We start from the raw sequence: 14,664 nt of genomic DNA, 5'->3' as shown, positions 1-14,664 counted from the left end.
CGCACCCGAAGCCCGTTCGGCTATGCCGAAGACCTGTCGGACGCTACTGTGACCTGGCCCACGAACACAAGGAGCGAACGGTGATCCAGTCCGTGGACCGGGCCCTGCGGGTGCTGGCGGTGCTGCAGGGCGCACGGCGGCGGAGCCTCGGCGAGATCGCGTCGGGCTGCGGGCTCGCACCGTCGACGGTGCACGGGCTCGTCCGGACGCTGCTCGCGCACGGCATGGTGGTGCAGGAGCGCGACTCGGGCCTCTACCGGCTCGGTCCCGCCACGCTCCGGCTGGGCAACGTCTACCTCGACAACCTCGAGCTCCGCGCCCGCGCCCAGCCGTGGGCGGAGGACCTGGCGCGCCGCACGGGGTGCGCGGTGCGGGTGGCGGTGGCCCTGCAGCGCGACGCGATCGTGGTCGGCCACGAACCCCGGCCCGACGGGAGCCGGCAGATGACCGAGGTCGGCATCGTGGTGCCGGCGCACGCCTGCGCGGTGGGCAAGGCGCTGCTGGCCTACGGCGCCTGCGAGCCCGCGGACCGGCCGCACCGGATGACCGGGGAGACCGTGACCGAACCACGGGAGCTCGAGGCCCAGCTCGCCGCGGTGCGCCGCACCGGCCTCGCCACCGAGGTGGAGGAGGCCGTGCTGGGCGAGTGCGGGCTCGCCGCCCCGGTCGCCGCGGCCGACGGCGTGATCGCGGGCGCGATCGGGCTCGTGGTGCCGGCCGGGGAGTGGCCGCTGCCGCCCGGCGCCCCCGACGCCCTGCGGCACGCCGCCCGCGCGGTCTCCCGCGAGCTCGGCGCCGCCTCCTGGCCGCCCCTCGCCGAGGGGCGGGACGAGGCCGCCTCCTGACCCGCGACCCGGACCCTGGGGATCCGGCGGCCGCGGGCGCTGCTCAGCGGCGGCGGGAGCGGCGGTCCTGGGGCGGGCCGGTGCGGGGGGCGGCGCTGCGCAGCTGCCCCCGGCCCTGGTCGGCGTCGAAGCGGGCGTAGGCGTCGACGATGTCGCTGACCAACCGGTGCCGGACGACGTCGCTGCTGGTCAGCTCGGGGAAGGCCACGTCGTCCACCCCGAACAGGATGTCCTGGACGACCTGCAGCCCCGACCGGGTGCTCCCCGGCAGGTCGATCTGCGTGACGTCGCCCGTGACCACGATCTTCGAGCCGAAGCCGAGCCGGGTCAGGAACATCTTCATCTGCTCGGGCGTGGTGTTCTGCGCCTCGTCGAGGATGATGAACGCGTCGTTCAGCGTACGGCCGCGCATGTACGCCAGCGGTGCGATCTCGATCGTCCCGGCGGCGATGAGCTTCGGGATCGACTCGGGGTCGACCATGTCGTGCAGCGCGTCGTACAGCGGCCGCAGGTACGGGTCGATCTTCTCGTAGAGCGTGCCCGGCAGGTAGCCGAGCCGCTCCCCCGCCTCGACGGCCGGCCGGGTGAGGATGATCCGGTTGACCTGCTTGGCCTGCAGCGCCTGCACGGCCTTGGCCATCGCCAGGTACGTCTTGCCGGTACCGGCGGGACCGATCCCGAAGACGATGGTGTTCGCGTCGATCGCGTCGACGTAGCGCTTCTGGTTCAGCGTCTTCGGCCGGATGGTCTTGCCCCGGCGGGAGACGATGTCGAGGCTCAGCACCTCCGCGGGCGACTCGCCGCGCACGGCGGCGACCGCGGGGTCGGCCTCGCCGAGCATCTCGACGGTGCGGCGCACGGTGTCCGACCCGACCTGCTGCCCCCGGTCGGCGAGGGTGATGAGCTCGGCGAACACACGCTCGGCGAACGCCACGTCGGCGGGCTCGCCCGAGAGGGTCAGCTCGTTGCCCCGGACGTGCACGTCCGCGGCCAACAGCTCCTCGGCGGTGCGCAGGGACTCGTCTCTCGAGCCGAGCAGCGCGAGCAGCGCGGTGTCCGGGACTGCGATGCGGGACTGGACGGGGTCCGGCTGCGTCACGTGGTCTTGTCGCCTGCTTCCTGCTGCTCTGTGGTCCCCGTGACGGGGGTGCCCTGCGATGTCGGCGGTTCGATGTTACCGCCGGGCACCGACACTCCGCCCCGCCATTCGGCCGTCGCGGGGCTCACCCCGAGCGGCCGGGCGCCCCCGGCACCCCTAGTGCCCGCGGAACGCCTCCTGCAGCCACCAGGACCCGCCGTCGGACGCGATCTTCGCGTCGACCAGCACTGCCCGGCTCCGCGGCCCGGCCAGCCAGTCCTCGACGCCCTTGAGGTCCTCCGGGGTCCGGACCGTCACCGCGTCGAGCCCGTAGCCCCGCCCGACCGCCGCGATGTCGGTCTCCGGGAACCGCACCGTGGCGTGGTCGGCCCCGGTGAAGTGGTGCACCTCGGCGCCGTAGGCCCGGTCGTCGTAGACCACGATCACCATCGGGATGCCGAGTCGGGCGACCGTGTCGAGCTCGGCGGCGCCCATGAGCGCCCCGCCATCGCCGAGCGCGGCGACGGCGAGCCGGTCCGGGCGGGCCAGCGCCGCGCCGACCGCCGTGGCCAGGCCGAGCCCGACCGACTGGAAGCCCTGGGTGAAGCAGAACCCGAACTCGTCGGGAACCTGCAGGTAGGCCGCCGGATAGCCCATGAAGTTGCCGGAGTCGACGGCGACCACGCGCTCGGCCGGGAGCAGGTCGTCGAGCGCGACGGTGAGGGCGCGCGGGTCGATGCCCTCGGGCCCGGTGAGGTCGGTGTACGGGACGTCCCGCAGGCGCCCGCGGTCCGCGATCGCGGACCGGACCTCCGGCGTGCGGTAACCCGTGCGGCGCACGACGGCGCCGAGCAGGTCCGCGGCCGTGGCGGCCACGTCCCCCACCACCCCGAGGTCGACGGGCCGGTGGGCGCCGAGCGCGTCCACGTCCAGGTCGACCTGGGCCACCCGCGCCCCCTCGCCGATCAGCCGGCCGTGCCGGGTGGTCCACATCGTCAGCGCGCACCCCCACGCGACGACGAGGTCGGCGCCGCTGATCAGCTCGGCGGTCAGCGGCGAGGCGAACCCGCCGGAGATGCCGAGCGACCACGGGTCGTCGTGGAACAGCCCCGAGGCGACCGCCGAGGTCGCGAGCAGGGCACCCGACTCCTCGGCCAGCGCGCGCAGCTCCTTCCGGGCCCCGCGGGCGCCGCGGCCGGCGACGAAGACCGGCCGCTCCGCGCCGTCGAGCAGGGCGGTCAGGGCCGCGATCCCCTCGGCGGACGCCCGCGGCGGGGCGACGGGCGGGAGCGCGGGCAGCGGGGCGGGCTCGGCCGGGGCGGCCTGGACGTCGAGCGGCAGGTTGAGCACCACCGTGCGGCGCTGCTCGACCGCGGTCCGGTACGCGCGGACGGTGTCGGCGAGCGCGGTCCCCGGCGAGTGCACCCGCTCGGCGACCGCCCCGACGGCCGTGACCAGCGCGTCCTGGTCGATCCGGAAGTTGGAGCGCACGGCGGAGCCGGCGGTGTCGGCGGCGAGGACGATCAGCGGGGTGCGGCTCTTCGCGGCCTCCGTGACGCCGGTCAGGCCGTTGGTGAGGCCGCAGCCCTGGTGGACGCTCAGCACCGCCGGACGCCCGGACACACGGGCGAACGCGTCCGCCATGGTCGCCGCGCCGCCCTCGTGCCGGGTCGCGGTGAACGGGACCCCGGCCTGCCGCAGCGCGTTCGTGACGTGGAAGTTCCCGCTCCCGACGACCCCGAACGCGTGCCCGACGCCCAGCTCCGCGAGGGTGCGCCCGACGAGCTCGGAGACGATCACTTCTCGACCAGTGCCAGCACCCGCGCCGGCGATCCGGAGCCGCCGACGATCGGCAGCGGCGAGGTGAGCAGCACGGCCCCGGTCGGCGGGAGCGTCGCGAGGTTCTGCAGCTGGGTGAGCCCGTACTTGCCCGCGCCGAGCAGGAACGAGTGGCACGGGAAGGGCGGGTCGAAGGAGTGCGCGGCGCCGGCGTCCGTCCCGACGGTCTCGGTGCCGAACCCGATGATCGGCGCCTCCTCCGCCAGCCAGTTCGCGCACTCGACCGAGACGCCGGGGGTGTGCGGGCCCTTCTCGTCGGCGTTGAGGAAGGCCTCGGCGTCGGCGGAGCGGGCGTCCCAGCCGGTGCGGTAGAGCAGCCAGCCGCCCTCGGGCAGCGGGCCGTGCTCGGCCTCCCAGGTCTTGACGTGGTCGATCTCGAGCAGGAAGTCCGGGTCGGCAGCGGACTCGGCCGAGAAGTCCAGCACGGCGGCCGGGGCGAGCAGCCGCGCGGCGGGCACCTGGGAGACGTCCTCGCCGTCCCGGCCGGTCACCCAGTGCACCGGGGCGTCGAAATGGGTGCCGCTGTGCTCGCCGGTGTGGATGTCGTTCCAGTACCAGGCCGGGCCGCGCTCGTCGTACCGGCTGATCTCCGACAGCGAGAACGGGATCGTGTTCGCGAACGGCGGCGGCAGCTGCAGGATCGGCGTGCCGGAGTGCAACGGGGCGGTGAGGTCGACGACCTCGACGCGGCGGGACGACAAGGCGGAGAGCAGCTCCTGCAGGACACCCATGGGCCGGAACCTACGGCCTGCCCGAGGCGCGCCGCGACGACCGGGGGGAGGATCGTCGCGGCGCGGCCGCCGAGCCGGCGGCTCCCGCGGCGCCGTGAACGGGCTGCGGGACCGGGTGCTCACCAGGGGGGTGGGTGAGCCGCCACGAGACTAGACCAGTTCGTTGCGGGGTCACGCAGTCGGTGCGGGGTGCGCCACGTGGTCCCGGTCACGCCAGCGTCCGGTCAGCACGCCGATCGCCCCCAGCGCGACGGCCGCGGCGGTCGACGCGCGCAGCACCTCCGGCCCCAGCCGGACCGATCGGGCACCGGCTGCGGTGAGCGCGGCGAGCTCCTCGTCCGAGACCCCGCCCTCCGGCCCGACGACGAGCAGCACCTCGCCGTCCGCCGGCAGGTCGGCGACGGAGAGCCCGGCCTCGGCGCTCTCGTGCAGCACGAGGGCCGGACCGCCGCGCGCGACCAGGTCGGCGGTGGTGACGGGCTCGCCCACCTCGGGGATCCACGGCCGGCGGGCCTGCTTGGCGGCCTCGCGGACGGTCGAGCGCCAGCGGGCCAGCGCCTTTTCGCCGCGCGGGCCCTGCTCCCAGCGCGCGACGCAGCGCGCCGCCCGCCACGGCAGGATCGCGTCGACGCCCGCCTCGGTGGCCAGCTCGACGGCCAGCTCGCCGCGGTCGCCCTTCACCAGCGCCTGTGCGAGCACGACCCGCGGCGCGGGCGCAGGATGGTGCACCACCTCGTCGAGCGCGAACTCGACCGAGTCCTTGGCGACGGCGACCGCGTGCGCCCGGGCGACGGCGCCGCGGCCGTCGCCGAGCTGCACGACCTCGCCGACCCGGATCCGCTTGACCGCGGCGGCGTGCCGGCCCTCCGGCCCGTCGAGCACGACGGTCCCGGCCGCCGGCAGCTCCCCGACCAGGAACAGCGGGGCGGTGCTCACGCCGGCTACCGGAAGGAGTCGCGGAGCCGGGCGAACAGGCCGTGCCCGTTGCGGGCGCCGACGGCCAGGTCCGGCTGCTCCTCGCCGCGCAGCTTCGCGAGCTGGCGCAGCAGCTCGGTCTGCTCCTTGTCGAGCTTGGTGGGGACGGTGACGTCGATGTGCACGACCAGGTCGCCGTGGCCGTCGACCCGGCCGGTGGAGCGCAGCCGCGGCATGCCCTTCCCGCGCAGCGTGCGGAGCGTGCCGCCCTGCGTGCCCGGCTCGACGTGCAGGTCCTCGGTGGAGCCGTCGAGCATCGGCAGCGGGAGCGTGGCCCCGAGCGCGGCCGCGGTCATCGGCAGCGGCAGCCGGACGTGCAGGTCGGCGCCGTCGCGCTGGAAGACCTCGTGCGGGATCTCCTCGACCTCGACGTACAGGTCACCGGCCGGGCCGCCGCCCGCGCCGACCTCGCCCTGGCCGGCCAGCCGCACGCGCATCCCGTCGGCCACGCCGGCCGGGATCCGGACGCCGACGCTGCGCCGCGAGCGCACCCGCCCGTCGCCCGCGCACTGCCGGCACGGCTCCGGGATGACCTCGCCGAGGCCCCGGCACGTCGGGCAGGGGCGGGAGGTGACGACCTGGCCGAGGAACGAGCGCTGGACGCTCTGCACCTCGCCGCGGCCGCCGCAGGTGTCGCAGGTGTGCGGGCGGGTGCCCGGCGCGCAGCCGTCGCCGCCGCACTCCGAGCAGAGCACCGCGGTGTCGACGGTCAGCTCGCGCTGCACGCCCGTGGCGCACTCCTCCAGCGTGAGCTGCATGCGGATGAGCGCATCGGCCCCGGGTTGCACCCGGCTGCGCGGCCCGCGCGATCGGCCGCCCGCGGCACCGCCGAAGAACGCGTCCATGATGTCGCCGAAGCCGAAGGCGCTGAACGGGTCGCCCCCGCCCGCGCCGGCCCCGACGCGGCCGTTGTCCAGCGGGTCGCCGCCCAGGTCGACGATCCGCCGCTTCTCCGGGTCCGTCAGGACCTCGTAGGCCGTGCTGACCTCGCGGAAGCGCTCCTGCGCCCCCGGTTCCGGGTTGACGTCCGGGTGCAGCTCCCGGGCCAGTTTGCGGTAGGCCCGCTTCAGTTCGGCGGCATCCGCGCCGGGCTCCACGCCCAGGATGCCGTAGTAGTCCCGTGCCACCCTCGAAGTCCCCATGATCCTTCTGTGCTCGACAGCTCAGCTCGGTGGGAGTCCCACGACTCCTAGCGCCCCGCCAGGATCTCACCCACGTACCGGGCGACGGCGTGCACCGCCGCCATCGTGCCCGGATAGTCCATCCGGGTCGGTCCGACGACGCCCATTCCGCCCACGACCGTGCCCGGCCCGTAGCCGATCGACACGACCGAGGCCGTGTGCAGGTCGGCCGACTCGTTCTCCTCGCCGATGCGCACCGTGACCAGGCCCGGGTCCTGCGCCGCGGCCAGCAGCTTCAGCACCACGACCTGCTCCTCGAGCGCCTCGAGGACCTGCCGCAGCGACCCCGGGAAGTCCGCGGAGTTGCGCGTGAGGTTCGCGGTGCCGCCCAGCACCAGCCGCTCCTCGGGGTGCTCCACCAGCGTCTCGATCAGCACCGTCGACACCGTGAGCACCACGTCGCGCAGCTCCTTCGGCGCGGAGTGCGGCAGCTCGGCCACCCGCGCCGACGCGTCGGCCAGCCGCCGCCCGGCCAGCGCCTGGTTGAGCAGGGCGCGCAGCCGGGAGGCGTCCTCCTCGGTGACGACCTGGCCGAGGTCGACCATCCGCTGGTCCACCCGGCCGGAGTCGGTGATCAGCACCAGCATCAGCCGCGCGGGCGTGAGCTGGACGACCTCGAGGTGCCGCACCGTGGAGCGGGTCAGCGTCGGGTACTGGACGACGGCGACCTGCCGGGTCAGCTGGGCGAGCAGCCGGACGCTGCGGCGGAGCACGTCGTCCAGGTCGAGCGCGCCCTCGAGGAAGGTCTGCACGGCCTTGCGCTCGGCGGCCGACAGCGGCTTGACCTGCGCCAGCCGGTCGACGAACAGCCGGTAGCCCTTGTCCGTCGGGATGCGACCCGCGCTGGTGTGCGGCTGGGCGATGAGCCCGTCCTCCTCCAGCGCGGCCATGTCGTTGCGCACCGTGGCACTGGAGACCCCGAGGTTGTGACGCTCCACGATCGCCTTGGAACCCACGGGCTCCTGGGTCGACACGTAGTCCGCCACGATCGCCTGGAGGACCGCGAAGCGGCGTTCGTCGGCGTTCACCGCACACACCTCCCTGCTGACCCGCACACGTCACCGGACGTTCGTCCAGTCTATGCGGAAGCGACCCCCCGCCGCCCGGACGCGAGGTGTGACCCGGCTCAGGATTCTGCGTCTCCCCCGCTCAACCCTTCCCGTGAGCGGCAACTGCCCCTAGAACGGCAGTCGGCGCTCACGACCGTCACCGACGAGGGGGTCGCCGTGCTGCTCCGCCGCCCCACGCTCGACGGCATCGCCGCCGGCGAGATCACCTGCGCCTTCCGCCGCTGGGAGCGGCCGCGGGTCAGGCCGGGGACGCGCCTGCGGACCGCGGTCGGCGTGGTCGCGGTGACGGCCGTCGACGAGGTCGAGCCGCACGCGCTGACCGCCGGCGACGCCGCGGCCGCCGGCCAGGCCCTCGACGACCTGCGCACGATGCTCGCCCGCGGCTCCGGCCCCGTCTGGCGGGTCGCGCTGCACCTCGACGGGCCGGACCCGCGGATCGCCCTGCGCTCGGCGGACGTGACTCCGGAGGAGCGCGCCGAGCTCGACGCCCGCCTGGCCCGCTTCGACCGGGACCACCCGTGGACCACGGAGACCCTCGCCCTGATCGCGGAGAACCCCGGCGTCCGGGCCCCCGACCTTGCGGCGCGCCTCGGGCGGGAGACCGCGCCGTTCAAGCGGGACGTCCGCAAGCTCGAGGAGCTGGGGCTCACGGAGAGCCTGGAGGTGGGGTACCGGCTCAGCCCCCGCGGCCGGAGCTACCTGAGGGTCTGACGTACGCGGGTTTCACCCGCGGCTGGCAGTCTGGAGAGGGATGACTGCTGCCCGGGTGACGCGACGCTGGGTGCTGGTCGCCGCCGGCACCGCGGCGGTCGCCGGCGCGGCCGCGGTCACGCTGCCGGCGAGCGGGTCGGACGAGCCCGCCGAGGCCCTGCGCGGCCGGGTGCTGGGCGGGACCCCGCCGCACGTCGGGTACGCCGAGAGCACCGGACGGCTCGGGCTGCCCGAGATCCCGGCGCTGGAACGGGTCACGGCGCTGTTCACCGGCGTCACGCAGCTGCGGGCGTACGTGGCGGGCCCGGACCGCTGGCGGGTCGACGAGCTGACCCCGGCCGGCGAGCGGGACACCTACCGCCGGGACGGCCGGGAGTACCTCTGGGACTTCGGCGCGAACCAGCTCACGACGGTCACCGGCGAGACCCCGGTCCGGCTCCCCCGGGCCGCCGACCTCGTCCCGTCGGAGCTGGCCCGCCGGCTCGTCGGGCTCACCCGGGCCGATCCCGTCACGTCGCTGGACCCGCGCCGGGTCGCGGGGTGGTCCGCGGCCGGGTTCCGGGTCACGCCCGCCGACCCGGACACCACCGTCGGGCGGATCGACGTCTGGTGCGACCCGGCGTCGGGCCTCCCGCTGCGCGTCGAGGTGGCCGCGCGGTCCGACGACCGTCCCCTGCTGTTCACCGAGTTCCTGGAGGTCGCACTGACCACCCCCGACGACCGCACCCTCACCCCGGCCGTGCCGCCCGGCGCCGGGTCGGTCACCGCCGAGGCCGCCGACCTCGCCGGGGCCCTCCGCCAGCTCGACGCCGCCGAGCCGCCCGCGCGCCTGGCCGGCCGCGAGCGGGTCCCGCTGGGGTCCGGGCTGCCCGGCGTCGGGGTCTACGGCGCGGGCGTCGCCGGGTTCGTGCTGGTCCCGGCCTCGCGCGGAATCGCCGACCGGGTGATCGACGGCGCCGCCTCGGCCGGCGGCGTCACCGTCGACGTCCCCGTCGGGCGGGCGGCGCGGCTCAGCACGCCGCTGCTGTCGGTCGTCGCGCGCGGCGGGATCCGGCGCGGCGGGGTGCTGCTCGCCGGGACCGTCGCGCCCGAGGTGCTGGAGCAGGCCGTGCGCGAGCTGCCGGGGCGGCGCGCGTGATCGTCGCGACGAGCGGGCTCACCAAGCGGTTCGGCCGGGTCACCGCGGTCGACGGGGTGTCCCTGCAGGTCCCGGCCGGCGTCCGGTTCGGGCTGCTGGGCCCCAACGGCTCCGGCAAGACCACGCTGGTCCGGATGCTGCTCGGGCTGGTCCACGCGACCTCGGGCTCGATCGAGGTGCTGGGCGAGCCGATGCCGCGGCGGGCCCGCACCGTGCTGCCGCGGGTCGGCGCGCTCGTGGAGGGCCCGGCCGCGTGGGACCACCTGTCCGGGCGGGCCAACCTCCGGCTGCTCGACGCCGCGGGGCCGGGCCGGGCGCGCCACCGCCGGCGGCGGGTCGACGCGGTGCTGGAGCAGGTCGGGCTCGGCGGCGTCGACCGGCGCCCGGTGAAGGCCTACTCGCTCGGCATGCGCCAGCGCCTGGGCATCGCCGCCGCCCTGCTCCGCGAACCCGAGCTGCTGCTGCTCGACGAGCCCACCAACGGCCTCGACCCCCGCGGAATCCAGGAGATGCGTGCGCTGCTGACCTCGCTGAACGCGGCCGGGACCACGGTCGTGCTCTCCTCGCACCTGCTCACCGAGGTCGAAGCGCTGTGCACGCACGTCGGCGTGATGGACAGGGGCCGCCTGGCGCTCTCGTCGGAGCTGGGCGCCCTGCGCACACCCACCGGGCGGGTGCTGGTGCGCACCCCCGAGCCCGACGCCGTCGTCGGGCTGCTCGACGGGCAGGTCGTCGACCGGCGCGGGGACACGCTGACGGTCCGCGGGGTGGAGCCCGCCACGCTCAACGCCCGGCTGGTCTCCGGCGGCGTGCGGGTGACCGGCCTGACCGAGGAGCGGCGGACGCTGGAGCAGGTGGTGCTGGAGCTGACCGGGACGGGGAACGACCGGGTGGACCGGACGCCGCGCGAGGCCGTGGTGCCGGGGCGGCCCCGGGGAGCGGGGGGACCGCGGTGATCGGGGTCGAGCTGCGACTGATGCTGCGCCGGCGCCGGGTGTGGCTGTGCTGGGTGCTGCTCTGCGCGCTGCCGACGCTCGTCGCGATCCTGCTCGCGACCACCCGGCTCGCCCCGCCGCCCGGCCGCGGCGGTGCGTTCCTGTCGGCCGTGGTGAGCAACGGCCAGATCTTCCCGGCGGCGGCGCTCGCGCTCGTCATCCCGATCTTCCTGCCGATCACGGTGGCGATCGTCGCGGGCGACACCGTGGCGGGCGAGGCGTCGGCGGGGACCCTGCGGTACCTGCTCGTGCGGCCGGTCGGACGGGTGCGGCTGCTGCTGGCGAAACTGATCTCCGTGGCCGCGTTCGTGCTGCTCGCCGTGCTGTTCGTGACCCTCGTGTCGTACGTCGTCGGCGTCCTGGCCTTCGGCTTCGGGCCCGACGCCTCGGTCGGCGGGGCGGGCGCGATCCCGTCGCTGTCGGGCGTCGAGCTGACCCCGCTCCACGTGGTGGGCCGGACCGCCGCGACCGTCGGCTACCTGGCCCTGTGCATGCTCGCGCTCGGCGCGGTCGGGCTGTTCTTCTCGACGCTCACGGACTCGCCGCTCGCCGCCACGCTGGGGGTACTGGCCTTCGTCGTGGCGAGCGCGGCGCTGCAGCCGCTCGACGCGGCCGCGGCGATCGAGCCCTACCTGCCGACCTCGCACTGGCTGGCGTGGATCGACCTCTACCGCGACCCGATCCTCTGGACCAACCTGCGGGAGGGGGTGCTGGTGCAGCTGGGGTACGTCGTCATCGCCTTCGGTGCCGCCTGGGCCAACTTCAGCACCAAGGACGTGACGACCTGAGATCGCCTCAGTGGCCCGGCGCGGCGGCGATGCCGCAGCCGGCGCCGGTGAGGTCGATGGGCCGGGGCGCGATCCCCCGCAGGACCAGGCCGGTCGCGGTCGCGTCGGTCGGCAGGCCCGAGTGCGTGACGCGCGCGCCCGGGCACACCTGCTGCACCGGCACGTTGACCGCGCCGGGGAGGTTCGCGGTGTCGGGCGGGGTGGAGGTCTCGTCGTTCCCGGTCCAGACCGAGAGCCAGGGCAGGGCGCTGCCGACCCGGGCCCGCGCCAGCTCCGTGAGCTCCGCGGACCCGGGGGCGAGCTGGCGGCAGGCGGTGGGGCAGGCGTCGGGGGCCCGGGCGACGGCGAGCGCGGCGAGCGACGTGCCGTTCAGCGGTGAGCCCAGGGTGACGATGCGGCGGGCCTTGGCGGCGCCGTCGTCCCGGGCGACCCACAGGCCGGCGACCACGCCGCCGGCGCTGTAGCCGACGACGTCGACCGACGGGGCGCCGGCGGCCAGGGCGGCCGTGACGGCGTCGTCGAGCACCCGGACCTGCGCGGAGAGGTCACCGGTGCCGTCGCCGACGAGGGTGAGCACCCGGGCGTCGCGGCCCGTCGCCTCGATCTGCGCCGCGAGCCGGAGCAGGGAGTCGCGGCCGCCGCCGTAGCCGGGGACGAGCAGCACCGGGCCGGGGCGGTCCTGGGCGGGGCGGGCCTCGGTGCCGACCGGCGGCCGGGACGAGCTCGCCACCCGCACCCCGACGACCACCGCCACCACCAGCACGAGCGCGGTCAGGACCGCGACCAGCACCCGGCGCCGAGGGCTCACGCCGGGGTGCTCTCGCTCGCAAGCAGCAGGTCCTGCACCACGCGGTCGGCGAGCAGGCGGCCGGGACGGGTGAGGACCGCCCGGCCGCGGTCGAGGGCGGCGGCGTCGAGCAGGCCGTCCGCGGCGGCGCGTCCGGCCTCGCGGCGGGCGGGGTCGTCGAGCAGCGCGAGGTCCAGGCCCTCGGCGAGGCGGAGCCGCAGCATCACGCGCTCGGTGTGCCGGTCCGCGGCCGTCAGCACCTCGTGGTCCGCCTCCGGTGAGCCGTCCGCGACGGCCGCGGCGTAGCGCGCGGGGTGCTTGACGTTCCACCAGCGCCGGCCCGCGAGGTGCGAATGGGCGCCGGGACCGACGCCCCACCAGTCGCCGTCGAGCCAGTAGCCGAGGTTGTGCCGGCATTCCGCCTCGGGCGTGCGGGCCCAGTTGGACACCTCGTACCAGCGCAGGCCGGCGGCGGTGAGGAGGTCGTCGATGAGCTCGTACCGCTCGGCGGCGACGTCGTCGTCCGGCGCGGGCAGCTCCCCGCGCGCGACCCGGCGGGCCAGCGCCGTGCCGTCCTCGACGATCAACGAGTACGCCGACACGTGGTCGACGCCCGCCGCGAGCACCGCCTCGACCGACGCGCGGAGGTCGTCCGTGGTCTCGCCGGGCGTCGCGTAGATCAGGTCGAGGTTGACGTGGGCGATCCCGGCGGCCGCGGCCTCGCGGGCGGCCTCGACGGCCCGGCCCGGCGTGTGCCGGCGCTCCAGCACGCGCAGGACGTGCGGCGCGGCGGACTGCATGCCGAGCGAGACGCGGGTGAACCCGGCCCCGACGAGCCCGGCGAAGAACTCCGGGGACGTCGACTCCGGGTTCGACTCGGTGGTGACCTCGGCGCCCGGGGCGAGGCCGAACTCGTCGCGGATCGCGTCGAGCACGGTGCCGAGGCGGGCGGCGCCGATCAGGGACGGCGTGCCCCCGCCCACGAACACCGTGTCGACGGCCCGGTCGCCGACGGTCCGGCGGGTCAGCGCGAGCTCGCGGCGGACGGCCTCGAGCCAGCCGTCGGGCGAGGAGCCGGAGCCCGCGAGCTCGGAGGCGGTGTAGGTGTTGAAGTCGCAGTAGCCGCAGCGCGACGCGCAGAAGGGCACGTGCACGTAGATCCCGAACGGCGTCCTGCTCACGACTCCACGGTACGGACTCGCGGTGCGGTGCCGACGCCCGCGGCGGGGTCGTTCGTCACGGTCAGCCATCCATGATCACCGGGAGTGGAGCGGGATCCGCGGTCAGCGCGGGGAGCGTTCCCGATCCGACGACGATCGTCAGCGCCTGCTGCCGGCGTCGGCCGAGCCCGCGTCCTCGTCGGCGCGGTGCCGGCCGCCGACGGTCCGATCCCGATCGGTGCCGTCCCACCACCTGGTGCCCCAGGACTCCTGCGGGTCGGTGAGGTCGGCCGCCTGGTCCTCCTCGACGGTCGGCAGCTCGGCCGGCCGATCCTCCTGGTCGGCGCGGCGTTCCTCCTGGTCAATGCGGAGCCCGGCCCGGCGCTCGGCGTCCTCCGCCGCCAGCTCCGCGCGGCGCTCGGCCTCGTCGGCGGCCTGCTCGGCGCGGCGCTCCGCGTCGTCGGCTCGGCGCTCCGCCTCATTCGCGCGGCGTTCGGCGCGGTCCGAGGCGAGGTCGTCGTCCGGGTCCTCCGACGGGTCGGGGACGACGTGGCGGGAGCCCGGGTTCGTGGGTTCCGGAGCCGGGGCGACGACACCCGGCGGCGGAGTGATCACAGCCGGAGGGGGTGCGGCGACGGCCGGGGGCGGTGTGATCGCCGGTCCGACTGGAGCAGGGGCGGCGGGAGCAGGAGCCGCAGGAGCGGGAGCACCCGGAGCAGGGGCGCCGGACCCGCCACCCGGTCCGGTCGAGCCCGCTCCACCACCCGCCGGACCGGAGGACGCGCCCCCACCGCCGCCCGAGCCGCCCGAGCCGCCCGAGCCGCCCGAGCTGCCGGAACCTCCCGCGCCGCCGGACCCACCCGAGCCAGAACCCGCCGAGCCAGAACCCGCCAGGCCAAAACCCGCCGGGCCAGAACCCGCCGACCCGGAACCCGCTGACCCGGACCCGTCCGACCCACCCGACCCAGGGCTCGTCGACCCCGTCCCACCCGACCCGGGCACGTCCGTCGCGGAACCTCCGGGCGCAGGAGCGGACGACATGGTCGGCAGCGCCACCTCCGGCTGCTCGGAGCCTCCGTCCGCGGTGACCGCGGCCCAGGTCGCCGCGCCACCGATCCCGAGCACCCCGACGGCCGCGAGCGCCGCCAGCAGCCCGCGTCGTCCCGGTCGCGTGGGCCGGCGGTCCCCGCGCAGCAGGTCCGCCGCGGGGATTCGCCCGCGCGCCCGTCCGTGCCGCGGAGCCATGGCCCTCCTTCCGCCCGCGCCCGGGTGCCCGTTCCCGGGTGTCCCGAACCCCGTGGATCATTCCGCCGCGGGCGCCCGCGCGCGACCCCGAACCGGAACCCTGAGAGATCGTCTCCGCCGT

At 76.1% G+C, this 14,664-nt stretch carries 14 protein-coding genes; 5 read left to right on the top strand and 9 right to left on the bottom strand.

The genetic code is table 11. The features are described from left to right. Window positions 1-80 precede the first annotated feature (80 nt). Window positions 81-845 carry an IclR family transcriptional regulator gene (locus ACQP04_RS10770; RefSeq protein ID WP_037043508.1) on the top strand — a complete coding sequence of 255 codons (765 nt, stop codon included), beginning with the start codon at window positions 81-83 and terminating at the stop codon, window positions 843-845. A gap of 43 nt (window positions 846-888) precedes the next feature. On the opposite strand, the gene ACQP04_RS10765 is transcribed toward ACQP04_RS10770, so the two are convergent. The 6 genes from ACQP04_RS10765 to hrcA form a co-directional block, all read right to left on the bottom strand. Continuing rightward, on the bottom strand, window positions 889-1,944 hold the full coding sequence (locus ACQP04_RS10765) for a PhoH family protein (RefSeq protein WP_433506908.1): 1,056 nt from the start codon (window positions 1,942-1,944) through the stop codon (window positions 889-891). A 156-nt stretch (window positions 1,945-2,100) separates the two neighbouring features. Then, a complete protein-coding gene (locus tag ACQP04_RS10760; RefSeq protein WP_433506907.1) occupies window positions 2,101-3,723 on the bottom strand; it encodes a thiamine pyrophosphate-binding protein in 1,623 nt (540 codons plus the stop codon). After that, the gene (locus ACQP04_RS10755) at window positions 3,720-4,493 is read right to left on the bottom strand and encodes a cyclase family protein (RefSeq protein ID WP_433506906.1); all 774 of its coding nucleotides are present in this window, start codon (window positions 4,491-4,493) and stop codon (window positions 3,720-3,722) included. Before ACQP04_RS10755 ends, ACQP04_RS10760 begins: the two co-directional genes overlap by 4 nt. Before the next feature lie 171 nt (window positions 4,494-4,664). Further along, complete coding sequence (locus ACQP04_RS10750) at window positions 4,665-5,429, bottom strand: 16S rRNA (uracil(1498)-N(3))-methyltransferase (RefSeq protein WP_433506905.1); 765 nt, start codon at window positions 5,427-5,429, stop codon at window positions 4,665-4,667. Between the two features lie 5 nt (window positions 5,430-5,434). Continuing rightward, on the bottom strand, window positions 5,435-6,595 hold the full coding sequence (gene dnaJ / locus ACQP04_RS10745; protein ID WP_433508344.1) for a molecular chaperone DnaJ: 1,161 nt from the start codon (window positions 6,593-6,595) through the stop codon (window positions 5,435-5,437). Between the two features lie 62 nt (window positions 6,596-6,657). Next, window positions 6,658-7,677: a heat-inducible transcriptional repressor HrcA gene (hrcA, locus tag ACQP04_RS10740; RefSeq protein WP_037043492.1), complete on the bottom strand. Its 1,020-nt coding sequence runs from the start codon at window positions 7,675-7,677 to the stop codon at window positions 6,658-6,660. A gap of 198 nt (window positions 7,678-7,875) precedes the next feature. Here hrcA and ACQP04_RS10735 point away from each other — a divergent pair, with 198 nt between their 5' ends. Genes ACQP04_RS10735 through ACQP04_RS10720 form a run of 4 tightly spaced genes read left to right on the top strand, consistent with a single transcriptional unit; the run spans window position 7,876 to window position 11,351 of the window. Continuing rightward, on the top strand, window positions 7,876-8,430 hold the full coding sequence (locus tag ACQP04_RS10735; protein ID WP_433506904.1) for a hypothetical protein: 555 nt from the start codon (window positions 7,876-7,878) through the stop codon (window positions 8,428-8,430). 40 nt (window positions 8,431-8,470) lie between these two features. After that, window positions 8,471-9,568 carry a hypothetical protein gene (locus ACQP04_RS10730; protein WP_433506903.1) on the top strand — a complete coding sequence of 366 codons (1,098 nt, stop codon included), beginning with the start codon at window positions 8,471-8,473 and terminating at the stop codon, window positions 9,566-9,568. Further along, on the top strand, window positions 9,565-10,524 hold the full coding sequence (locus tag ACQP04_RS10725) for an ABC transporter ATP-binding protein (RefSeq protein ID WP_433506902.1): 960 nt from the start codon (window positions 9,565-9,567) through the stop codon (window positions 10,522-10,524). The genes ACQP04_RS10730 and ACQP04_RS10725 overlap by 4 nt, the downstream gene beginning before the upstream one ends. Next, complete coding sequence (locus ACQP04_RS10720) at window positions 10,521-11,351, top strand: ABC transporter permease (RefSeq protein WP_433506901.1); 831 nt, start codon at window positions 10,521-10,523, stop codon at window positions 11,349-11,351. Before ACQP04_RS10725 ends, ACQP04_RS10720 begins: the two co-directional genes overlap by 4 nt. Before the next feature lie 7 nt (window positions 11,352-11,358). On the opposite strand, the gene ACQP04_RS10715 is transcribed toward ACQP04_RS10720, so the two are convergent. The 3 genes from ACQP04_RS10715 to ACQP04_RS10705 all read right to left on the bottom strand — a co-directional run bounded on the left by ACQP04_RS10715 (window position 11,359) and on the right by ACQP04_RS10705 (window position 13,913). Beyond that, window positions 11,359-12,159, bottom strand: coding sequence for an esterase/lipase family protein (locus ACQP04_RS10715; protein ID WP_433506900.1), 801 nt, complete (start codon window positions 12,157-12,159; stop codon window positions 11,359-11,361). Beyond that, on the bottom strand, window positions 12,156-13,388 hold the full coding sequence (gene hemW, locus ACQP04_RS10710; RefSeq protein ID WP_433506899.1) for a radical SAM family heme chaperone HemW: 1,233 nt from the start codon (window positions 13,386-13,388) through the stop codon (window positions 12,156-12,158). Before hemW ends, ACQP04_RS10715 begins: the two co-directional genes overlap by 4 nt. A gap of 69 nt (window positions 13,389-13,457) precedes the next feature. Further along, window positions 13,458-13,913: a hypothetical protein gene (locus ACQP04_RS10705; RefSeq protein WP_433506898.1), complete on the bottom strand. Its 456-nt coding sequence runs from the start codon at window positions 13,911-13,913 to the stop codon at window positions 13,458-13,460. Window positions 13,914-14,664: the final 751 nt, after the last annotated feature.

This window comes from Pseudonocardia halophobica, assembly GCF_050948485.1.
Taxonomy (GTDB): Bacteria; Actinomycetota; Actinomycetes; order Mycobacteriales; family Pseudonocardiaceae; genus Pseudonocardia; species Pseudonocardia halophobica.
The sequence above is the reverse complement of the archived record's forward strand: the minus strand, read 5'-3'. Positions and strand labels throughout refer to the sequence as shown.